We start from the raw sequence: 20,576 nt of genomic DNA, 5'->3' as shown, positions 1-20,576 counted from the left end.
CTTTCACGCTGATTGGTCGTCGTGAAGGTAACGGTCGTGTCCTGACCGGAGCTCCCAGCTCGACGGTCATGGTGCTCGGGATCAGTCGTCGGCGATACCGGGACCGCTCAGCGCGGCCACCGGGTCCTCGTGGTGTCCGAGATTGCCCACGGCCTCTCGGACGCGCGTGAATGCGTTGACGAACTTGTCCACCTCGGGCCGATGCCCCCAGATGCTGATGCCCTGATGGGTCGTCGGTTCCCACGCGTTCTCGTCGATGACGATCGGATTCCAGCCGGTTTCCCACTCGAAACCGGACGGTGTGCGGGCATAGAAGGACAGTTCTTTGTCGTTGGTGTGTTGTCCCATCGACATGGTGATACCGAAGCCCAGTTCTTTGGTCCGCTGGTACGCCTGCATCATGTCGTCGAGTTCGGTGACCTGAATATTGAGGTGCTGCACCCTGGTTCGGACCGGATTCAGTGGTGCGTCGCGCATATTGGCGATCGCGATCGAATGATGACGTTCGTTGACCCGCATGAACCGGATCTTCATGCGGGCGCCGCTGATCGTCTCATCGATGTAGTCCGAGAGGCGGGCGTCGAAGACAGTGGAATAGTAGCCCCGCATCTGGTGCGGATTCTTGGTGACGACGGCGACATGCCCCAGACCCGATTCGCCGGTCACGAATCCGCCCGAAGCCACCGCGACCAGCGGCTCGGTTGTGGTGTGCGCGCGGGTGAACAATTCTTGGACAAGACCATTGGGCCCCGGGAATCGGACGGCGCGTTCCACTCCGCGTAGCTGGGCCTCCTCCGGTCGCAATTCGACCAGCGGCACACCGTGCGCGATCACCCGGGCCAGCACGCCGTCGAAGGATTCGTGGTCGTCGATCTGCCAGCCGATTGCCATGACGTCCTCGGCCGGGCCACGCCGCAACAGGAATCGGGTTTTGTGGTCGTCGAGCCGAAACCGCAGTACATCGCCGGTCGGCGTGTCGACGTGCAGCCCGATCGCGTCGCGACCGAAGCGTTCCCAATCGCTGAACTTGCGAGTCTCGATCACGATGTAGCCCAGATGAACTCGTCCGAAGATCGACGAATCCGGGGGCGCGGGTGCGGCGGGTAAGCCCGCGGTGGTGGTGCCGGTCGGCGAATAGGCCGTGATCATCGCAGTCCTCCATCGGTTGCGGTGAGGAAGTCGATGACAAGCCTGTTGAACAGGTCCGCCCGTTCCCACTGCAACCAGTGCCCCGTCGCGGCGGTCATCACCAGATCGGCGTTGGGGAGGGTCTTGTGGAGACGATAGCCGCCTGCCGGGCGGTTGACCTTGTCCTCGGCTCCCCACAGGATCAACGTCTGTGTGTGCAGGTGGGTCAGCCGCGGATCGCGGGTGAGGTCCATCTTCCACACGGTCTTGAGAGCCCCGGGACCAGATGGTCGGCGCAGCGGCGGATTCGCCACGACCTCCGGATCGATCGACGCCCGGTACCGTTCATCGATCACCTCGTCGGGGACGGCGCCCCCGTCGAAGACGAGATAGGTGCGGACGAAGTCGGCGAGCTTGTCCCTCGACGGTCCGTCGCCGGTGTAGTAGCCGAGCAGACAGTTCAGTCCCCTGGTCGGTACACCGCGCGTGGTGCCGATCCCCCCCGGCCCCATCAGGACGAGCTTGCGGACGCGGTGCGGGGAGTCCAACGCCAACCGCAGTGCGCACGCACCGCCGTAGGAATTGCCGATCAGGTCGGCGGTGTCGATGTCGAGCGCGTCGAGCAGCCCGCGGATTCCGTCGGCGAGTGAACCGAACGGGTCCGCCTGGTCGAGGTTCTTGCTCGACTTCCCGTATCCGGGCATGTCGGGCACAATGACCCGGAAATGCTGTGCGAGAGCATCGATGTTGCGGCCGTAGTTGGCCACACCGGAGGCACCCGGGCCGCCACCGTGCAGCATGACGACGGGAGTTCCCGAACCCGCCTCGACGTAGTGGATGTCGGTGTCACCGTTGACGGTGACGGTGCTGGCGGTCAGTTCGACTGTCATGACGCCATTTTCATCGAGCCGGGGGGTGGGGGTAGGGGTGTGCCGGGGGATGCTGCGGCGTACACGAATCCGTCGGGCCGGATCGCGACCGTCTCGGCGTCGTGCTCACGCAGCCAGGTGGTCAGGATCCCGGTGGCGTCGACGATGCTGCCCGGCGTCCCGGGGCGGTTCGCGACGATGATCGTGGGTACGGCCACGTCACTCCACGCCGTCGGGCGTGGCGTCGCCGATGTGGTGAGGACGGTCCACCCCTTGCCGCGCGTATCGTCGAACCGCACCGTGGTGCCGTTGTCGTCGATGACGTCGGGCTGTGGGAGTTGCCAACCGCGTGCCTTGTGTGCGGTGGGGTGGACGAAGCCTTTGGGGTAGTGCGCGTTGGGAATCCAGTGTGTGGCGACGATCCACTTGGCGAAGCCGGGGATTCGATTGAGGCCGCGCATCGTGACGTTGCGGATCGCGGCCACCCATTCGCGGCGTTCGGTGATGAGGCGACCGCTGAACACCGCGTGATCGGTGGTTTCCCGCACGTGCGGATCACGTTCGGTCTGGTAGCTGTCGAGCACCGACTCGTCGAGGTTTCCCCGGATCACGGCCTCAAGCTTCCAGCACAGGTTGGCGGCGTCGCGGACGCCGGCAGCCATGCCCTGCCCGATCCACGGCGGCATCGCGTGCGCGGCGTCGCCGGCGAGGAAGACCCGGCCCACTCGCCACCGGTCGGCGAAACGCACGTGGTGGCTGTAGATCACCGCGCGCAGGATCTTCACCTGCTGGTCGGTGATGCCCTGATCGTTGAGGACCCGCCAGATGCTTTCGCCCTTGACCAGTTCGTCTTCGTCCTCGTCGGCGCGGACCGGGAACTCCCACCGATGATGGTCGAGCGGCGTGGGGCAGTCGACGGCCGGCCGTTTCGGGTTGCAGTGGAACCGCAGGCGCGAACTGCCCGGCCAGTCCTGGAGGACTTCGGTGTCGATGACGACCCACCGTTCGGAGAAGGTCTTACCCGCATACCCGACGCCGAGGATTCCGCGGATCGCCGACGACCCGCCGTCGGCGGCGATCACATACGACGCGCGAATCCGGACGAACTCGTCGGTCACCAGGTTCGCGGCCAGCACCTCGACGGACTCCCCGTCTTGTTTCACCTTCAGCGCCTCGTGCCGGGTGAGGATGGTGACGTTGGGGAACCGGTCGGCCCCCTTGCGGAGCACGCCGTCGACGGCGGGCTGATAGATGAACTGCTGAGCTGGATGACCTGCTCCGCGGGAGGGTGGGCTGACCTCGGAGAACGGCCGGCCGTCGGCGTCGACGAAAGCGACGACCCCGCCGGGAAGCATGCTTTCCTGCAGTTCGTCGGCCAGTCCGACGCTCTGCCAGATGCGCATGACCTCCTCGTCGGTGGAGATGGCGCGGGCCCGTCCGTAGATGTCCGGGTCGCGTTCGAGGACTACGACCCGCAGCCCTGCCTGTCCGAGAATGTTCGCCGCGGTGGCGCCCGTGGGGCCGTAGCCCACGATCGCCACGTCGAAAATGGAGTCTGTCTCGCTCACGTTCTGTTCCTGATGTTGGACCGGGGCCACCGAACCCGCTCGTGTTCCGGCTGAACACGAGCCCGATAGTTTGGACCGAAGGCGACTCGCACGGGGCGCCGCGGCGATTCAGTGATGCTGTAGTGATCACTACAGTAATTGTCGGGGTGCCGTGCGTCAATGCCCCGACGAGAAAGGAGACCCCAGATGGCCGCAGAATCGGCACGTAAGCGACGGGCCAACGGAGAGGAATCGCGCAATAAGATCCTCGACGCCGCCACCGAGATCGCCGGGGAGCGCGGCTATGAAGGCACGAGCATCGGGAGGGTGAGTAAGCAGTGCGGTTTGCCGGCGAGTTCCATCTATTGGCACTTCAAGGACAAGGACGACCTCATCGCGGCGGTGATCGAACGATCATTCGCGGACTGGCTCTCGGCATGGGAACTGCCCGACGCGTCGACACCTCGGGACCGGGTGATCGAACTCGGCCGCCAAGTGGCGAAGTCCCTGCTGGCGTCACCCGATTTTCTTCGGCTCGGTCTGATGCTCGCCCTGGAGCGGCGTCCCGAGGAACCGCGCGCCCGCGAAAAGTTTCTTCAGGTACGCGCGCAGGCGACCGAACGGATGATGGCGGTGGTCCGCGACCTGGCACCCCAACTCTCCGAGGATGGCGCTCGTCAGGTCGTCCTGTACGCGATCGCCGCAGCCGACGGCCTGTTCATCGCCAAGGAAATCGGGGGTGACGACGTCGATCTCGGCGCGCTGTTCGAAATGCATGCGCACGCGGTACTTGCGGTGGTCAGTGCCTATGGCGGTATTGTAGCGATCGATACAGGAATCCGGGCCCCGGAATGAGCTGACCTGGCCGGGCATCAAGACGCAGGAGTCGACGCCGTGAACAAGCCCCAGACCCAATCGGACCCGGCGGCCTCAGGCCCCAGTCGTCGTCGACTCATCCAGGGCGCATCCCTCGCGGCGGGGGCGGTGCTCGCCGGGGCGGCGACCGCGACGACCGCAGGACCTGCCGGTGCCGCGCCTACCGGGCGCTATCGGATCGATCTGCACGCCCACTTCCTTCCACCGGAGTACCGCTCGGCGCTGCTGTCCCACGGACATGTCACCATCGGTGGCTACCCGACCCCGGCGTGGTCGCCGGACGCGGCGATCGACTTCATGGATCGGTGGGGCATCGAGGCGCAGGCGCTGTCGATCTCCGATCCCGGTGTCGGATTCCTACGGGGTAAGGAGGCCCGCGACATGGCGCGCTACTGCAACACCTACGTTTCGCGGCTGTTCACCCGGCATGGCAAGCGATTCGGCGCGTTCGCGGTGCTGCCGATGCCCGACGTCGCGGCATCGATCACCGAACTCGCCTACGCACTCGATACGCTGCGCCTGGACGGTGTCGTCCTACTCAGTGCCTACCACGGTGTGTACCTCGGTGATCCGCGGTTCGAGCCGCTGATGGCGGAGCTGAATCGGCGCGGCACCTACGTGTTCATCCATCCGGCCGCCATCCCGGATTCGGCGAAGCCGGGGCTGCCGCTGCCGGACTTCTTGTACGAGTTCACTTTCGACACCACCCGAGCCGTGACCTGGTTGATGGCCACCGGGGTGATGAACAGGTACCCTCGTATCCGGTTCCAGCTCGCACACGCCGGCGGTACCGTCCCGTTCCTGTCACACCGGCTGGGTGTGGTCTCGCAGTCCGCCGTCGGGCAGGCGCTACCGAAGATGGCGCGGGCCTCGCTACTGGACACCAAGAAGCTGATCTCACGGTTCTACTACGACACCGCCCTGAGTGCCTCGAAAGCAGCGATGAGTGCGGTCGGTGCGGTCGCCGACCGCTCGCACATCGTGTTCGGGTCCGATTGGCCGTTCAGTGCGCTGACCTTCAGCGGCGGCGGAGATCCGGCGCCGGGACTGAGCGAGGTGTTTACCGCCGCGCAGCGGCGGGAAGTGGAGCGGCTCAACCCGCTCACACAACTGCCGAGGCTTGCCGCACGACTACGATGACGCACCTACCGTCGTCGGCGATCGAGGTAGCCGCCGATCGACGCGACCGCCTGCTCCAGGACCGCGTCGTCGGGTAGGCAGACGATGCGGAAATGGTCGGGTTCGGGCCAGTTGAAGCCGGTGCCGTGGGTGACCAGGATGTGTTCGGCGCGCAGCAGATCGAGGACGAACTCCTCGTCGCTGTCGATGCCGAACAGCTCGGTGTCGATGCGGGGGAAGCAGTACAGCGCTCCGCGCGGCGCGACGCAACTCACCCCGGGGATGGTGTTGAGCGCGTCGGCGGTGAGCGCGAGTCGCCGCTCCAGCACCCCGCCGGGGTCGACGATGTCGGCGGGCAGTGGAGAGCCCGGTGTTCCGGCGCCGAGGGCAAGGGCGATCGCGTGCTGGCCGGTGACATTGGGGCAGACCCGCATGTTGGACAGCAGGGTGATTCCTTCGAGGAGATCACCGGCCAGGTGCAGGGGTCCGGTCGCCACAACCCAGCCGGCGCGGTACCCGCACACGCGATAGGCCTTCGAGAGGCCGCCGAATGTCAGGCACAGCACGTCGTCGCCGGCGGCGCGGGCGGCGTAGTGATGCCGCGCCTGGCCGAACACCAGCTCCTCGTAGATCTCGTCGCTGAGCAGGATCAGTCCGTGGCGGCGGGCGATGTCGGCGATCCCGCGCACGGTCTCCTCGCTGTAGACCGCCCCGGTCGGGTTGTTGGGGTTGATCAGTACGAGCGCGGTGGTTCGCGGGGTCACCTTCGACTCGATGTCCTCCAGCGACGGATTCCAGCCGTCGGACTCGTCGGCCAGATAGTGCACGGGTACACCGCCGGTGAGGTTCACCGCACCGGTCCAGGTGGGGTAGTCGGGTGCGGGCACGAGGATCTCATCACCCGGGTTGACCAGCGCCTGCAGGGTGAGGGTGATGAGTTCACTGACCCCGTTGCCCAGGAACACGTTGTCGGCCCGCACACCGTCGATCCCGCGCCCCAGATAGTGCTCGGCCACCGCCTGCCGGGCCGCGGGGATGCCGCGTGAATCCGAATACGCTTGGGCCGTATCCAGGTTGGCGGCAACGGCGTCGACGATCTCCGGGCGTGCGACGAGCCCGAAGGGGCGCATGTTGCCGAGGTTGAGCCGCAGCACGTCATGTCCCTGGCCCTCCAGGCGCATCGCTTCGGTGAGGATCGGGCCGCGGACGTCGTAGCGCACGTTTTTGAGGCGGTGGGATTGCCGGAACTTCGTCATGACGCCATTCCATCGCGTAAGTGGCCGTTGATGAAGGTCCACTTCCGTCAATTCGGCGGGACCACTTTGGCCCGGATCGGCCTACTCTTGTGCCATGGCCCGTACCGCTCGCCCCGGATCCCTGGTTCTCGACGACGTCTCGGGAGCGGCGGATCTGGTGGGTGCGATCGTCGACCGTATCGCCGACGGTGTGCTCGCCGACGGTGACCGGCTGCCGTCCAGCCGTGCACTGGCGGGGCAGACCGGACTGTCCCGGGGCACTGTGGTGCGTGCCTTCGACGAACTGGCGGCCGCGGGATTCATCGTCGCCGAACACGGTTCGGGAACGCGGGTGAGTGCGGGCGTGGTACAGGCGGCGCGGGCCGGGGCGCGCACCCGGGGCCTGCGCGAGGCCGTACCGGAGAGGGCGCTCGCGCCACGACGGGGGCGTTCGGTCCGTGACCTGCGTCCGGGGATTCCCGATGCGGGCCTGGTCGACCGGCGGGCGTGGCGCAGCGCGGTCCGGGCGGCGGCCTCCGACGGCATGGCCGGACTGAACCCGTGGGAGGAGCCGAGTCCGCGACTGCGCGCCGAACTGTCCGGCCACCTGCGCCGGCATCGAGGCATCGCCGACGCCGATCCGTTGCTGTTCGACAGCTCGCGTTCGGCGATCGCCGCGCTGTGTGCGGCGTTCGCCGCCGAACGTAGGGCTTCTTGTGGTCGGGTCCCGGTCGGCCCTCAAGACCGGGCCGGGCCAACCGAACCCTCCGATGCGTGCGGGATTCCGTTCCACATTGAGGACCCCGGCTATCGCGGGGCCCTGCTCATGGCACGTGAGCAGGACCTCGATGTCCGGTTCCACCCCGTGGAAGCCGACGGACTCGACGTCGCCGTCCTCGGCGACGAGCCGGGCATCGTGTTCACCACGCCGGCGCATCAGTATCCGCTCGGTCACCGGATCAGTGTCGACCGTCGGGTTGCCCTCGTCGAATGGGCCAGGCGAACAGGATCTTTGGTGATCGAAGACGACTACGACGGCGAGTTTCGCTACGGCGTCGCCCCGCTGCCCGCGCTGGTCACACTGCCCGGCGCGAGCGGGTGCGTGGCGTATGTGGGCACCTCGTCGAAGTCGGTGTCGCCGGATCTGCGCGTCGCCTGGTGCGTGCCGCCCGCCGCGCTGCGCAGGTCCGTCGAGCGGTGGCTGGCAGTGCATCGCCGAGGGCCGTCGGCGCTGCCCGCCGACGCGCTGGGTGAATTCATCGGCTCGGGCGCGATGGACCGCCACCTGGCCAGGGCCGCCCGCGTGTACAGCGATCGCCGCGCCAGGCTGGTGGCCGCACTGGCCCGCGAATGCCCCCGACTGGCCGTCACCGGGGTCGAGGCCGGTCTGCATCTGTGTGTGCTGCTACCGGGACTCGACGACGAGGCGGTGGTCACCGGACTTGACCAGGCCGGCTGGCGCACAAGGTCATTGAGCAGCCAGTCGGCAACACACGCGGTGTCCGGGCTGGTGCTGTCCTATTCGCGGCTCGGTGGCCGCGGAGCGGGGGAGTTCGCGTCCGCGCTGCGCGTGGTGGTCGGGCGCGTGCGGGGTCAGGAGTTCGGTCCGGCCGGTCCTTGAGCCGGAGGATCGCTTCGTGCAGGTCTCTTTGCAGCAGTTCGGCATTCCAGTGCGGTGTTCCTTCGGAAGGTCACCGGCATTCCTGGCGCTGTGTAGGGCCGACCGTAGCAGCGGCGGCCGGGAGTCGGCGGGCACGATGTCCGAGTTCGGGCGGTCCGTCCTATACTCAGCGGACCAGCATGCCCACATGGGCGGGGAACCCGGTGCAAATCCGGGACTGACGCGCAGCGGTGAGAGGGACGTGCCGGACACGATGCCACTGGTCGAGGAAGACCGGGAAGGCGCCCGGCGGCGGTTGATCTCGAGTCCGAAGACCTGCTGGTATCGTGCGGGCCGCCGCCCGCGCGATCGCAGGACAACGGCCCCGCGAGATGGGCCGCGACCAGAAGGAACCTCGTTATGCGCGCTCGGCGTACCTCCCCGTCCCGACGCTCGACGCTCTCACCGCCGCGGGCTTTCGCGCGCCGACGTCCGTTGATGCTGGGTACCGCGCTGCTCGGCGCGGTCGCGGTGGTGCTCGCCGGATGCTCCGACGTCGACCACGAAGGGGACGACGCGGTGGCCGGTGAAGGCTTCCCGGTGACGGTGGAGAACTGCGGTGAGAAGGTGACGATGAACGCCGCGCCGCAGCGCATCGTGTCGATGAACCAGGGCACCACCGAGGTGCTGCTGTCACTGGGCCTGGCCGATCGGGTGGTGGGCACCGCCACCTGGACCGACCCCATCCTCGATTCGTTGGCCGGGGACAACGAAGGCATCAAGCGCCTGGCCGACAACAAGCCGTCCCTGGAGGCGGTGCTCGCCGAGAACCCCGATTTCGTCACCGCCTCGTTCAGCTCGACACTCGGGGACGGTGGCGTGGCCACCCGCGCCCGGTTCGACGAGCTGAAGGTCCCCAACTATCTGGCGCCGTCGGACTGCGAGGGCAAGGTCGCCGACGGGGGTGACGGTACGCGGGAGAGCCCGGCGAGCCTCGACCAGGTGTACAAGGAGATCACTCAGCTCGGTGAGCTCACCGGTACCTCGGACAAGGCGACGTCGGTGATCGACGACCTCAAGGGACGGGTCACCGCTGCCCAGAAGTCGGTGAACGCCCAGGGCGTCAGCGTCCTGTACTGGTTCGCCAACGCCGAACAGCCGTATATCGCCGGCTGCTGCGGGGCGCCCGGCATCATCACCAACACGCTCGGCCTCAAGAACGTCTTCGATGACACGAAAGCCGAATGGCCGCAGGTGAGTTGGGAAGCGGTCGCCAGTCGTAACCCGCAGGTACTGGTGCTCGGCGACCTGACCCGCAAGAGCCAGACCGCCGAAACCGGCGAGGCCAAGATCCGGTTCCTGGAAACTAATCCGGTGACCAGGGAGATGGACGCGGTCAAGAACAAGCGGTACATCCTGGTGACCGGTGCGGAGATGAATCCGTCGCTGCGCACCGTGTACGGCATTCAGAACGTCGCCGACGGGTTGGTCGAACTCGGCTTGAGCAAGTGACCGCGACCGCCACGGTCCGCGATGGCGGACGGCGGTACGGCCGTGTCGGCGGGATCGCGGTGCTGTGGGTGGGTGGACTGATCGCGCTGGTCATGTCCATCGCGTTCGCCATCACGATCGGACCCGCCGGGCTGGGGATCGGCGATGTGCTGCGATCGGCACGCGCCCACGTCGTCGGCGGCAGCACCGGGCTCACCGCGCTCGAGGATGCGATCATCTGGGACTCGCGGCTGCCGCAGTCGTTGCTCGCGGCCACGTGCGGCGCCGGTCTGGCGGTGTGCGGTGCGGTGCTGCAGGCGCTGCTGCGCAACCCGCTCGCCGACCCGTTCGTGCTCGGTATCTCCTCGGGTGCGTCGGTGGGTGCGGTGGCGGTGGTGCTGCTGGGCGTGGGATCGGGAGTCGTCGGCATGGCCGGCGGCGCGTTCGTCGGTGCCGGACTGGCCTTCTCGCTGGTGCTGCTGCTGTCGTGGCTGGCCGGCGGCACCACCGATCGGGTGCTTCTCGCCGGTATCGCGGTGACGCAGCTGTTCTCGGCACTCACCTCGTTCATCGTCTACACCGCCGCCGACGCGGAGCAGACCCGGGGGGTGCTGTTCTGGCTGCTCGGTTCGCTGTCGGCGCCCACCTGGTCGCAGGTGCAGATCTGCGCGGCGGTGGCGTTGATGGGTGTGCTGGTGTGCTTGTTCTCATCGGGTTCGCTGGATGCGTTCACTTTCGGCAACGACACCGCGCTCTCGCTCGGTGTCAATGTCGCCCGCGCCCGGATAATCCTGCTGACGGTGACCGCGCTGCTGACCGCGGTGATCGTCAGTGTTGCCGGTGCCATCGGTTTCGTCGGCCTGGTCCTGCCGCACGCGGCGCGTGCACTGGTGGGGGTGCGCCACCGCATCATGCTGCCCACGGTGGTGATTCTGGGTGCGCTGTTCCTGGTGTGGGCCGATATCGCGGGCCGGGTGCTGGTCTCGCCGCAGGAGCTTCCGATCGGCGTGGTGACCGCGATCGTCGGAGTGCCGGCGTTCGTGATCATCCTGATCAGGCAGGGCCGACGATGAAACTCACCGCCACCGGCGTCCGCTGGAAGGTGGGCCGGCGCACCATCCTCGACGGGATCGACCTGTCGGTCGCCGAAGGTCAACTGGTGGGGCTGATCGGTCCCAACGGCTCGGGCAAGTCGTCGCTGCTGCGGCTGCTCGCCGGGTTGCGCAGGCCCAGTGCCGGGGTGATCGAACTCGACGGCCGGTCGTTGCAGTCGTTGCCGCGCAGGGCGGTGGCCCGCCGGATCGCGTTCGTCGAACAGGCCGCGGTCACCGATCAGAACCCGCTCGTCCGTGACGTGCTCGACCTGGGACGCACACCGCACCGGCAGGCGTGGTCGATGGTCTCGGACACCGATCGGGCGGTGATCGACAGGGTGGCCCGCGACACCGACATCGAATCGATGCTGCTCTCGCACTACGGCTCGCTCTCCGGCGGGGAACGCCAGCGGGTGCAGATCGCCCGCGGATTCGTGCAGGAACCGGAACTGCTGATCCTCGACGAGCCGACCAACCACCTCGACATCAAGTACCAGCTGAGTCTGCTCGAGCTGGTCGCCGAGAATGTCCGGCGCACCGGCACCGCGGCCATCATGGCGGTGCACGATCTCAACCTCGCCGCGATGTACTGCGACCGCATCGTCGTCCTGGCCGGCGGTCGCGTGGTGGAGGAAGGAATCCCGCGCGAGACCATCACCGCCGCCACCATCGCCGGTGTGTTCGGTGTGGATGCCGACGTGACCGTCGACGACGGGCTGTGGGTCCGGCTGCGGCGGGGCTAGACTAGCTGTTCTTCCCTGAGCGGTTGTGAACGCGTGAGGTGAACGAAGCCTCCGGGCAGGGTTGGGTTCCCACGACTCGCGTCCACACCACGGAGGCGGTCATGACTCACGCTAATGCACCCTTGACCCCGGGAGCGCGTCGTCGTCTCGCGGTGTTGATCGTCGAGGACGGCTGACCCTAGCGGCCGGCGTGCTGTCGCACGATTCCAGCGCTCACCGTCGACAGCGAAGCGGTGGGCTGATCGCTATCGGGCCGGGCCGTCGCTGACTGATCGGTCCTCGCGGCCGCGTCGGTCACCGCAACGAATCTCCCGCAAACGTGAACGCCGGATCATTGGTTTGCGGTTCACCCGGCGGTGGGGACCACACGGGATCGCCTATCACTTCGGGATCGCCCGTTCCACGGTCGGGCGCTCCATCACTACAATCACCACCGACCACATACCGGCATCGGAGGCCAGACCCCCGCCGACCGAGTCCCTAACCTCTCGGGGAGAAGCAACTAACTACCGGTTGCGCACCCCGGAATGGGTCCCGATCACCGGCAGGCCAGGTACGACTGCAACGCCGAATCGATGCACTCGATCAGAGCGACGTTCTCGTCGGTCTCACCCATCCAACGCCGGAAGCCGAACTCGACCACCGCCAAGAGGCTGCAGACCGTGGTTCCGGGCATCCAGTCCCGCTCGGGGTCACAGCCCATGCGCTCCGCCGCGAGGCGGATTAGCTCCCGCCGGTCGGTTTCGGTTATCAGGGCAACCCGGTCGAGGACACCGGGCACGGCGCGGATTACCGCACGCCAGCGCAAGTGCAGTTCCGGGTCGATCTGGGAGGTCTGGGCGCGGATCGCCTCGACGAGTCCGGCGATGACATCGGATCCAGAGTATGCGGAAAACAGCGCGACGATACCGGCGCTACTCGATCGTAGCGGCCGCAACAGTAGGTCGACCTTGCTTGGGACGTGCCGGAAGTACGTGCTCGGTGAGACGCCGGCCGCGGCGGCGATCTCCTCGGTCGTCACCCGCTCGTAGCCGTGTTCCACGAAAAGTCGCAAGGCAGCCGCGTCGATGTCGCTGCGCACCCGGAGTCGCTGTTTGGTCCTGAGTGAGGAAGCCATGAATTCATCAAACGCGGTTGTGGATAAACTCGCAACCTGATAGAAACTGTCACCATGAGTTTAACTGTCACAAATGAGGTAGACCTCGTGGTGGTGGGAACCGGCGCCGGAGGAATGTCCACTGCCATCAGCGCGGCCGGACATGGACTGTCGGTCTGTCTACTGGAGAAATCCGCAACCTGGGGAGGCTCAACGGCACGCTCCGGGGGCGGCGTGTGGATCCCAGGGAACGACATCCTCCGTCGTGAAGCCCCCGCCGACCATCTGGAGGATGCGCGCCGGTACCTGCACGCCATCGTGGGCGACGACGTATCGCCCGAGCGCATCGACGCGTACATCGACCGCGGCCCGGAGGCACTGCGGTTCCTCATTGACCGGTCCGAGCTGGACTTGCATTGGGTACCCGGGTACAGCGACTACCTTCCCGAACAACCTGGCGGCCAGGCGGCCGGGCGGTCGGTGGAGCCCCGTCCCTTCGACGTCCGGCGCCTGGGTGACGACGAGACGACCCTGACGCCCTTCTATGCGAAGGCCCCGGCCAACATGGTTGTCCTGCAAGAGGATTACCGGTGGATCAGCACAGGTCTTCGCACGTGGCGCGGACCCTGGCACATGCTGCGAATCGCCACCCGCACAGCAGTCGCCCGAGTCCGCGGACAACGCATGGTGGGCCTGGGGAATGCGCTCGCCGGGTCGCTGATGCTGGGCGTGCGCCGGGCTGGTGTGCCGGTGCTGCTCAATACCGCCGTCGTTGATCTGATCACCGAGGGCAACCGCGTGACCGGCGTCGTGACCTCGGACGGTGCCCGGATCGCGGGGCGCCGCGGAGTGGTGCTGGCCTGCGGGGGATTCGACCACAATGAGGAGATGCGGCGCCAATACCAGCGAGAGCCCGCGAGTGCGGCGCTGTCGCTCGGGGCTACCGGTAACACCGGTGACGGGATCCTGGCGGCCCAACATTTGGGAGCTGGCACGGCCTTGATGGATGACGCCTGGTGGGCGCCGTCCATTCCGCTACCACGCCGGCCGTGGTTCGCGCTCGCAGAACGATCCCTACCACGCAGCCTGATGGTCAACGACCGTGGCCGGCGATTCATGAACGAATCGCTGCCCTATGTTGAGGCGACCCACGCAATGTTCGGTGGGGCGCGGGGCGCCGGTGACGGGCCGGCGGAAAACCTGCCCGCCTGGCTGATCTTCGACCAAGGTTACCGGGACCGCTATATGTTCGCCGGCAGACCTGCGCGTACGCCACTTCCGCAAGCGTGGTTCGACGCAGGAGCATTGATTCGGGCCGACTCGATCGGCGCCCTGGCAACGGCGATCGGCGTCGAACCACACGCACTGGAATACACCGTCACCCGCTTCAACCGCTTCGCCATGGACGGGGTGGACACCGACTTCAGCCGCGGCGAGTCGGCATACGACCACTACTACGGCGACACCTCCAACAAACCCAACCCGAGCCTGGGACCACTGGACAGAGCTCCGTACTACGCTGCGCAAATGGTACCCGCTGACCTGGGAACAAAAGGGGGACTGTTGACCGACCACGTCGCACGGGTCCTGACCGACGACGGGCTCGCGATAGACGGCCTGTACGCGGTCGGCAATACCGCAGCGGCAGTGATGGGCCGCACCTACGCCGGCCCGGGAGCCACCATCGGCCCGGCTCTGGTCTTCGGCTACCTCGCCGCGAGACATGCTGCAGGACTGGAACCTCGCTGACATGCCCCGAGTGGCACGTGTCCAGATATTCTTCTGGCGACCATTAATCCATCTTGGTGAAACATATTGCATAACAACGATTTAGACGGTTCTCGGATGGTGGAATGACCTTAGTTAAGGGTTCCCGGCATTGCGCGAAAAACCGCGCTAACGCACCTCACGGGTGAACACCATTCGAGGTAGACGCGGGTACGTGCGGGTACTCATGGGAGCGGTACCCTCAGCATTACGTGAGTGTCGTCGCGGATGCACGGCTAGCGCTCAGACCCACTTCCAGAGTTTGGGTGGACGGCCGCCGGTGGCCGGCGCGGTTCCCGCCTCGGCCAGTGCCGCGTTCTTGGCGAGGTCGCGGTTGAGGTTGGCCCGGTGCGGCGGCCGACCGTCGAGTTGTTCGGTGATGGCGACGGCGTCGGTGGCCGAGAACACCGGCCCGGTCAGCGCTCGGGTGAACCGGGCGTCCCGCCACAGTGAGTCGGCCAGCAGGACGCGGGCGGCCTCGATGATGGCGTTGTGGTCGAAGGCCAACTCGGGCACTTCCCCGAACGGGAACCATTCGGCGTGGTCAGCCCGTCGGGCTGCCGCGTCGTCGAATACCGCCCACATGGCGATCGACAGGGACGGCCCGCGCGGATCGCGGGCGGGCTCGTCGAAGGTACGCAACTGGCCGACGGCGTCGGGGGCACTGAGCCCGAGCTTGGCGAGCGCCCGCCCGGCGGCGTCGCGCAGACGTTCACCACTGGTCACCACCACACCGGGCAGGACCAGCTGTCCGGTGAACGGTTCGCCCGTGCGCCGATGCACACCGACGACGACCCGCCGATCGTCGCGCCGATAACTGAGCGCGACGACGTCGACACACACGATGCTCAACAGATGAGGTTCGGGCACAACATCCTTCGGTCGGTTCGCTGCGGACCTGCCGCGATGAGGACCACCGGGCATCCGGTTGCCGAAGTTATCATCTCAAGCACCTCCTCGACAGTGCCGGGCAGCGGCCGGTAGTCCGGTCGCGCCGCCGCCGCCCGCGCGGTAAGTGCCTCCAGCTCGCCGGTGTCGGTGCCCGACGGTTGTGGCAGGGGATCGGCGGTTCCCGACCAGCCGGTGGCCACCGACAGCCCGGCGGTACCCACCGCGTCGAGGTGCGAGACCCCGATACCGTCGACTCCGCCGGCCGCGGCCACTGCGTACCGCAGCGCCGGCAGATCCAGATGTCCTGTCCGCCAGGTGCCTTGGTATCGGCCCTCCTTGTTGTGGACGTCGGGCAACGCGAGTGCCGGGTCCTCGGTGGGCATGGGCCCGGCCCCGTGCCGGGTGGCATAACTGCGCGTCAGGCCCAGCACATAGGGCCGGTGACCCGCCGCGCGGAGCGCGGTCACCAGGTTCCGGGGCGTGATTGTCGACCAGGTGGTGTACGGGTGGAAGCCGTACCACTCGTCGAGCAGCACACCCTGGCTGCCCTCGAAGATCACCGTCCCGGACGACAGCGCGTCGCCCAGGTGGGCATCGATGTCGTCGGCGACGCGCACCTGCGCGGCGATCTCACATAGCGCGTCGGCGATCGCCGTCACCGGTTCGTGTGCCGCGTCGGGGTGCCGCACCGATTCCAGCAGCGGCCGTGCGTAACCCGCCAGGGCGTCGAGGGCGGCGACGGTGTCCGGACGGTCCCGCAACGTGCCCATGGTGAGCGCGGGGGCGTCGGGGAGGTCGGCGTGGACCGGGAAGTTGCCCACCGAGTCCCCGCGCCGGGCCCGGGACCCGACCGCCAGCGCGTACGCCCGGGTCTCCCCGACGCCCTCTCCACACGAACCGTGCCGTGCCGCGCCCCGGGCGATCTCGCGGGCCCGGTTCATCGCCACGTGGATCGGTGTGGTCACCAGCGCGTTCGCGTCGACGGTGAGCAGCCCGAACGGGTCGCCGACCCCGAGCACCGCCAGTTCGGCGGCCTCGGTGGCCAGCGAGATCGGGTTGACCAGCATGGGTGCCCGCGCGATGGTGCGCACCCCGCGCAGCGTGCCCGAGCCGAACTGCCGGAACGTGTGGTGCCGTGGGCCGTGACACACGTTGTGGGCCGCCTGCCCACCCCCGGACCAGCGCACCACCGCGGCGGTGTCACCGATCGTGGAGGCGAGGTAATCGACTGTGGCGCCTTTTGATTCGTCGCCGTAGCCCAGTCCAACCACCACGATCGGCCGGCCCGGCACCCGCGCGGTCACAGGTCCTCCGGCAAGCGGCCACCACCGGCGGGCACCGGGCGGTCGGCGAAGGGGATGAGGGCCTTGCCGACCGCGCGGCCTGCGGTCGAACCAGCGTCCTTCAGGTCCGCCAGACCCTGCTTGAGGTCGATGGCGTCCTCGGTCATCCCGATCGTCAGTGCGATCAGGTCGGCCACCCCGGCGGGGTCGTCGAGTTTGAGGAAGCGTTCACCGACCAGCGGGCGCCAGTGGTTCTCGATCTCCGGATCGTTGTAGTAGCTGGTGAGATCGGGCAGCACGTAGAAGGTGTGCCAGCGCCGGGCCAGTTGCTCGTACACCTGCTCGACGGCCAGGTCCTCGGTCAGTTCGTCACCGAGGACGCGGCGCACCGACCGCGCGTAGACGGCGGGTTTGTTCATCTCGTCGCCGATGAAGAACACATATCCCTTGCGGCCGCGCCGATCCCAGGCGTCGGTCTGGGCGCGGGTGTTCAGGAAGTACGCGGCCAGCGCGTAACCCTCGCGCTTGTCGCCGCCGCCACCACCCTCGAGATAGATGTTGCGCAACTGCTCATCGATCCGGTTGTCGGATTCGAACTGACCGATCTGCAACGGTACGTCGTCGAACTGGTCGTCGCCGATGGCGCCGATCATGATCTGCGGGTCGGTGGTGTACCCGCCCCGCGTGAGCAGGCCGAGCAGGTCGGCGAGCCGTTTCTGTACGGTCACCGGCACCATTCCCATCGATCCGGTGACGTCGAACAGGACGACGATCGGTGTCGAGGCGGGGTGCTCGTCGCTGTCGCGGGACTCGCGGCGCGTGGCGCCGAAGACGTCGAGTTCGGGTGCGGCGGTGCGCTGATCGCGCGGCAGGTTCCGCATCCGGTTGCTGTATCCGAAGTCGGGGTCCCCGGCTGCCTTTCTGGCCGCCGCGGCCGCGTCGAATGCGCTTGTGTCCCAGTATCCTCCGCCCATGATGGGCCTCCTATCGACTGTTGTTGGGGTCGGGCATCGTGAACGGCCGGAAACGTCTGCGGCCGTAGGTGTGTCGCAACAGCAGGTTGTATTCGGCCAGTTGCCGCTCGGGCGGTAGGTGCCGCGCCGCGCGCATGAACCGGGACTGGCGCGGGTCGCCGGATCCGAGCATCGTGTCGGTGAGCTCGGCCAGGGCCGGCCCGTCGCCGCCGGTCGCCGCGGTCCACCCGGTGAGCACCACGCCGTGCTGGTCGGGATGGATGAGCACGGTGTCGATGCCCAGGTTGCCGTGTGGCCGGCGCGCGGTGGCCAGTGTCATCAGGATCCGGCGCAGCATCCACGCCCAATCGCGCCCGTCGAGACCATCGGGGTATGCCGCATGGACCTCGCGCAGTGACACCATGCCCGGCGGCACCCGATAGGCGATCCAGCCGCGTCCGCCGGTGACCTCAGCGTCGATGATGTCGGGCAGGAATGACGACATTCCGCTGAGTGCGACGTCGGGCCAGACCTCGCCGAGCGCGCCGGTGCAGCGCCCGCCCGCGGCGCGATCGAGCTCGATCCGTACACCGGCTTCGGCGCCGGCGTAGCAGGCGACACGCTCGTCGGCCCACAGGCGCACTCGTAGCGGATAGGTGCCGTGGGTGCCGATGACGTGCGGTCCGGGTGTGCTGTCTTGCTGCCAGTCCGCGTACAGCTCGGACAGCCGGGCGGCCGCGCCCCGGGCGTGGTCCTGTCCGGTGGCGGCGGTGCGGTCGGGGTGTACCGCGGCGAGCAGGGACCGGAAGGTCCGGCGGGCGGCCAGCCGGTCAGCGCTGTTGCGGGGGTCGCCGGCGAACAGGTCACGGGCGGCGGTGGCACGGCAGATCAGGGTGATCGCCTGCCCGGGGGTCGTCTTCCTCATGCCTTTTACTCTAACAGAGTAAAAGAATCTGTCAATGGGCCTACCCCGGACGTGGACCAAAAGCGGCATCGGCCGCCGGGGTACGGGGCTACCGTGAATGCATGAGTACGGAGATCCCGGTTCCCCCGCCGACCCTCGCCCTCGACCCGGAGCCCGCGCTACGCGACAACCCGGGCAGCGAACGGTATGAACTGTGGTCCGGCGACGAACTCATCGGCCTGGAGGGATACCGGCATCGTGACGACGGCGCGCTCGTACTGCTGCACACGATCGCAACCGACGCCTACGAGCGAAAGGGGTTCGCCCGGCTGCTCGTCCGATCGGTTCTCGATGAGGTTGCCGCGCAGGGGCTCACGATCGTTCCGGTGTGTACCTATGTCCGGTCGTTCCTGGAGCGCTTTCCGCAGTATCAGGTGCTCGTCGCCGACGACACGCGGGAATGAATGGCCCGATCACCGCCGCGCGGTGAGCATGGCCCGCACCGACCGGTAGTCATCGGCTCGAAGTGCCGAGGGGGTACCGAAAACCTTTACCGGACTTCCGGTTTCCTCGTACCGGGGCCAGCCCGGGTCCCCGTCGGTGACGAAATCGACCGCTGCGCGATGTACTTCGTCGGCAAGTGGCCGGGGCGGATGCCCGCCGGTGAGCGGCGCCAGCGCCGGACCGTCGAGGCAGTCGAAGAAGAACGGCACATCGATGCAGTGGCCGGCCAGGCCGTCGTTGCCCGACGGCCACGAGAACCGGTACGTCCAGGTGGGGCCCGGGCCGCGGGCCTCGAGTATCCGCAGCACATTGGCCCGGAACACCGCGTCGGTCAGCACCCGGCCGGTCAGCCGGATCTTGCCGAGCGCTGCCACCTCGGCGTTGGCGGCGAGGTATGCGGTGCGGGCGTCGCCGCTCAGCCCCGCCGTGCGCAGGAGCAGGTTACGGGGGATCCACCGCAGCACCGCCCCGCTCCGGGCGGCCACCGCGGTGAACTCGTCGTCGGCCGAGCCCACCACGAACGGTTTGTCGCCGCCGATGCCCTCCCGCAGGGATGCCAGCGGCGAACGCCGGATCAGGTCCCCGTCGACGGTCGGCCCCAACGGCAGCCCGCCTGTGCGCATCGACCTCAGTGTGCGCGGGCCGATCCTGGTCTGGTCCTTCTGTAGTTCGAGGATGCGTTCCTCCGGCAGTGCCGACCAGCCGAGACGGGTCGGTGCCACCCCGCCGCGTTCGGCAAGTGCCCGCCCGAACTCCTGCGCCCTGGCCGCAGGCAGCGCGCCCATCGCGCCGGAGAGGCAGTACGCGCTGTGGAACAGGTGCTGTGCGGACTCCATGCCCAGCAGCGTGGTCACCGCCCCGCCGCCCGCGGACTGACCGGCGATGGTCACTCGGCCCGGGTCACCGCCGAATGCCGCGATATTGCGCCGTACCCACTCCAGGGCCAGTAGCCAGTCGCGCACACCGCGATTGGACGGCGCGTCCTGGATCCAGCCGAAACCGTCGAAACCGAGCCGATAGGAGATGGTCACCGTGACCACACCGTCGCGGTTGAAGTTGCGGCCGTCGTACCAGGGACTGGCCGGCGAACCCGCGTAGTAGCCGCCGCCGTGGATCCAGACCAGCACCGGCAGACCCGGAAACCGGCGGCGGGGTGCCGGAGTGAAGACGTTGACATTGAGGGTGCTCGGTCCCGGCACGCTCGGCTCCGGGATGAGGGTGACGCCCGGATCACCGCGCTGGGGGGTGGCGCCGAACGCTGTCGCATCAAGCACCCCGTCCCACGGGGCTTTCGGGACGGGGGCGGCAAACCGGAGTTCCGCGACCGGTGGCTCGGCGAACGGGATCCCCAAGAACGCCGCCGACGACGCCGCGCCGGTACCTCCGGTGGTAGGCCGCCACCAGCCGCGCACCCGGCCCTCGGCGGTCGCGACCTCCGGATATTGTTCCCGTGCACCCGTATCCGACCCCATGGCA

18 protein-coding genes, 1 pseudogene and 1 riboswitch are annotated in these 20,576 nt (G+C 67.7%); of the genes and pseudogenes, 9 read left to right on the top strand and 10 right to left on the bottom strand.

Features of this window, described 5'->3' with window-relative positions; all coding sequences use genetic code 11:
- Nucleotides 1–81: 81 nt before the first annotated feature.
- From GII31_RS15945 to GII31_RS15935, 3 genes are read right to left on the bottom strand one after another with little or no spacing between them, the layout of a single operon-like run.
- The gene (locus GII31_RS15945) at nucleotides 82–1,149 is read right to left on the bottom strand and encodes a VOC family protein (RefSeq protein ID WP_213244383.1); all 1,068 of its coding nucleotides are present in this window, start codon (nucleotides 1,147–1,149) and stop codon (nucleotides 82–84) included.
- The gene (locus tag GII31_RS15940) at nucleotides 1,146–2,018 is read right to left on the bottom strand and encodes an alpha/beta fold hydrolase (RefSeq protein WP_260840029.1); all 873 of its coding nucleotides are present in this window, start codon (nucleotides 2,016–2,018) and stop codon (nucleotides 1,146–1,148) included. The genes GII31_RS15945 and GII31_RS15940 overlap by 4 nt, the downstream gene beginning before the upstream one ends.
- The gene (locus tag GII31_RS15935) at nucleotides 2,015–3,565 is read right to left on the bottom strand and encodes a bifunctional 3-(3-hydroxy-phenyl)propionate/3-hydroxycinnamic acid hydroxylase (RefSeq protein WP_213244381.1); all 1,551 of its coding nucleotides are present in this window, start codon (nucleotides 3,563–3,565) and stop codon (nucleotides 2,015–2,017) included. Before GII31_RS15935 ends, GII31_RS15940 begins: the two co-directional genes overlap by 4 nt.
- Before the next feature lie 186 nt (nucleotides 3,566–3,751).
- Here GII31_RS15935 and GII31_RS15930 point away from each other — a divergent pair, with 186 nt between their 5' ends.
- The gene (locus GII31_RS15930; protein ID WP_213244380.1) at nucleotides 3,752–4,399 is read left to right on the top strand and encodes a TetR/AcrR family transcriptional regulator; all 648 of its coding nucleotides are present in this window, start codon (nucleotides 3,752–3,754) and stop codon (nucleotides 4,397–4,399) included.
- Nucleotides 4,400–4,438: 39 nt separating this feature from the next.
- Nucleotides 4,439–5,560, top strand: coding sequence for an amidohydrolase family protein (locus GII31_RS15925; RefSeq protein ID WP_213244379.1), 1,122 nt, complete (start codon nucleotides 4,439–4,441; stop codon nucleotides 5,558–5,560).
- Between the two features lie 5 nt (nucleotides 5,561–5,565).
- Here the strand turns inward: GII31_RS15925 and GII31_RS15920 are convergent, their stop codons facing one another.
- Nucleotides 5,566–6,795: a pyridoxal phosphate-dependent aminotransferase gene (locus tag GII31_RS15920; protein WP_213244378.1), complete on the bottom strand. Its 1,230-nt coding sequence runs from the start codon at nucleotides 6,793–6,795 to the stop codon at nucleotides 5,566–5,568.
- A 94-nt stretch (nucleotides 6,796–6,889) separates the two neighbouring features.
- Here GII31_RS15920 and GII31_RS15915 point away from each other — a divergent pair, with 94 nt between their 5' ends.
- The 5 genes and pseudogenes from GII31_RS15915 to GII31_RS15895 form a co-directional block, all read left to right on the top strand.
- Entirely contained in the window at nucleotides 6,890–8,395 is a 1,506-nt protein-coding gene (locus GII31_RS15915; protein WP_213244377.1) for an aminotransferase-like domain-containing protein, read from the top strand.
- Nucleotides 8,396–8,553: 158 nt separating this feature from the next.
- Nucleotides 8,554–8,732, top strand: a riboswitch (cobalamin riboswitch).
- 140 nt (nucleotides 8,733–8,872) lie between these two features.
- Nucleotides 8,873–9,886 (top strand): ABC transporter substrate-binding protein, encoded by a 1,014-nt coding sequence (locus GII31_RS15910; protein WP_213250566.1) that lies wholly within the window; start codon nucleotides 8,873–8,875, stop codon nucleotides 9,884–9,886.
- Between the two features lie 92 nt (nucleotides 9,887–9,978).
- Entirely contained in the window at nucleotides 9,979–10,938 is a 960-nt protein-coding gene (locus tag GII31_RS15905; RefSeq protein WP_213250564.1) for a FecCD family ABC transporter permease, read from the top strand.
- A complete protein-coding gene (locus GII31_RS15900; RefSeq protein WP_213244376.1) occupies nucleotides 10,935–11,702 on the top strand; it encodes an ABC transporter ATP-binding protein in 768 nt (255 codons plus the stop codon). The genes GII31_RS15905 and GII31_RS15900 overlap by 4 nt, the downstream gene beginning before the upstream one ends.
- 101 nt (nucleotides 11,703–11,803) lie before the next feature.
- A pseudogene (locus GII31_RS15895) lies at nucleotides 11,804–12,125 on the top strand (IS481 family transposase); the annotation flags it as partial.
- Nucleotides 12,126–12,240: 115 nt separating this feature from the next.
- Here the strand turns inward: GII31_RS15895 and GII31_RS15890 are convergent.
- Nucleotides 12,241–12,819 carry a TetR/AcrR family transcriptional regulator gene (locus GII31_RS15890; protein WP_213244375.1) on the bottom strand — a complete coding sequence of 193 codons (579 nt, stop codon included), beginning with the start codon at nucleotides 12,817–12,819 and terminating at the stop codon, nucleotides 12,241–12,243.
- A 54-nt stretch (nucleotides 12,820–12,873) separates the two neighbouring features.
- Here GII31_RS15890 and kstD point away from each other — a divergent pair, with 54 nt between their 5' ends.
- A complete protein-coding gene (kstD, locus tag GII31_RS15885; protein ID WP_213244374.1) occupies nucleotides 12,874–14,547 on the top strand; it encodes a 3-oxosteroid 1-dehydrogenase in 1,674 nt (557 codons plus the stop codon).
- A 261-nt stretch (nucleotides 14,548–14,808) separates the two neighbouring features.
- Here the strand turns inward: kstD and GII31_RS15880 are convergent, their stop codons facing one another.
- The 4 genes from GII31_RS15880 to GII31_RS15865 are packed head-to-tail and all read right to left on the bottom strand — an operon-like array spanning nucleotide 14,809 to nucleotide 18,617.
- Nucleotides 14,809–15,489 (bottom strand): NUDIX hydrolase, encoded by a 681-nt coding sequence (locus GII31_RS15880; protein WP_213244373.1) that lies wholly within the window; start codon nucleotides 15,487–15,489, stop codon nucleotides 14,809–14,811.
- Nucleotides 15,414–16,760 (bottom strand): adenylosuccinate synthetase, encoded by a 1,347-nt coding sequence (locus GII31_RS15875; protein ID WP_246221908.1) that lies wholly within the window; start codon nucleotides 16,758–16,760, stop codon nucleotides 15,414–15,416. Before GII31_RS15875 ends, GII31_RS15880 begins: the two co-directional genes overlap by 76 nt.
- Nucleotides 16,757–17,713: a hypothetical protein gene (locus GII31_RS15870; RefSeq protein ID WP_260840028.1), complete on the bottom strand. Its 957-nt coding sequence runs from the start codon at nucleotides 17,711–17,713 to the stop codon at nucleotides 16,757–16,759. Before GII31_RS15870 ends, GII31_RS15875 begins: the two co-directional genes overlap by 4 nt.
- Nucleotides 17,714–17,723: 10 nt before the next feature.
- The gene (locus GII31_RS15865) at nucleotides 17,724–18,617 is read right to left on the bottom strand and encodes a hypothetical protein (protein ID WP_213244371.1); all 894 of its coding nucleotides are present in this window, start codon (nucleotides 18,615–18,617) and stop codon (nucleotides 17,724–17,726) included.
- A gap of 101 nt (nucleotides 18,618–18,718) precedes the next feature.
- Between GII31_RS15865 and GII31_RS15860 the strand changes: the two genes are divergently transcribed.
- A complete protein-coding gene (locus tag GII31_RS15860; protein WP_213244370.1) occupies nucleotides 18,719–19,060 on the top strand; it encodes a GNAT family N-acetyltransferase in 342 nt (113 codons plus the stop codon).
- A 9-nt stretch (nucleotides 19,061–19,069) separates the two neighbouring features.
- Here the strand turns inward: GII31_RS15860 and GII31_RS15855 are convergent, their stop codons facing one another.
- Nucleotides 19,070–20,572, bottom strand: a complete 1,503-nt coding sequence (locus GII31_RS15855) for a carboxylesterase/lipase family protein (protein WP_260840027.1) — start codon at nucleotides 20,570–20,572, stop codon at nucleotides 19,070–19,072.
- Nucleotides 20,573–20,576 lie beyond the last annotated feature (4 nt).

Source organism: Gordonia pseudamarae (assembly GCF_025273675.1).
Taxonomy (GTDB): domain Bacteria; phylum Actinomycetota; class Actinomycetes; order Mycobacteriales; family Mycobacteriaceae; genus Gordonia; species Gordonia pseudamarae.
The sequence above is the reverse complement of the archived record's forward strand: the minus strand, read 5'-3'. Positions and strand labels throughout refer to the sequence as shown.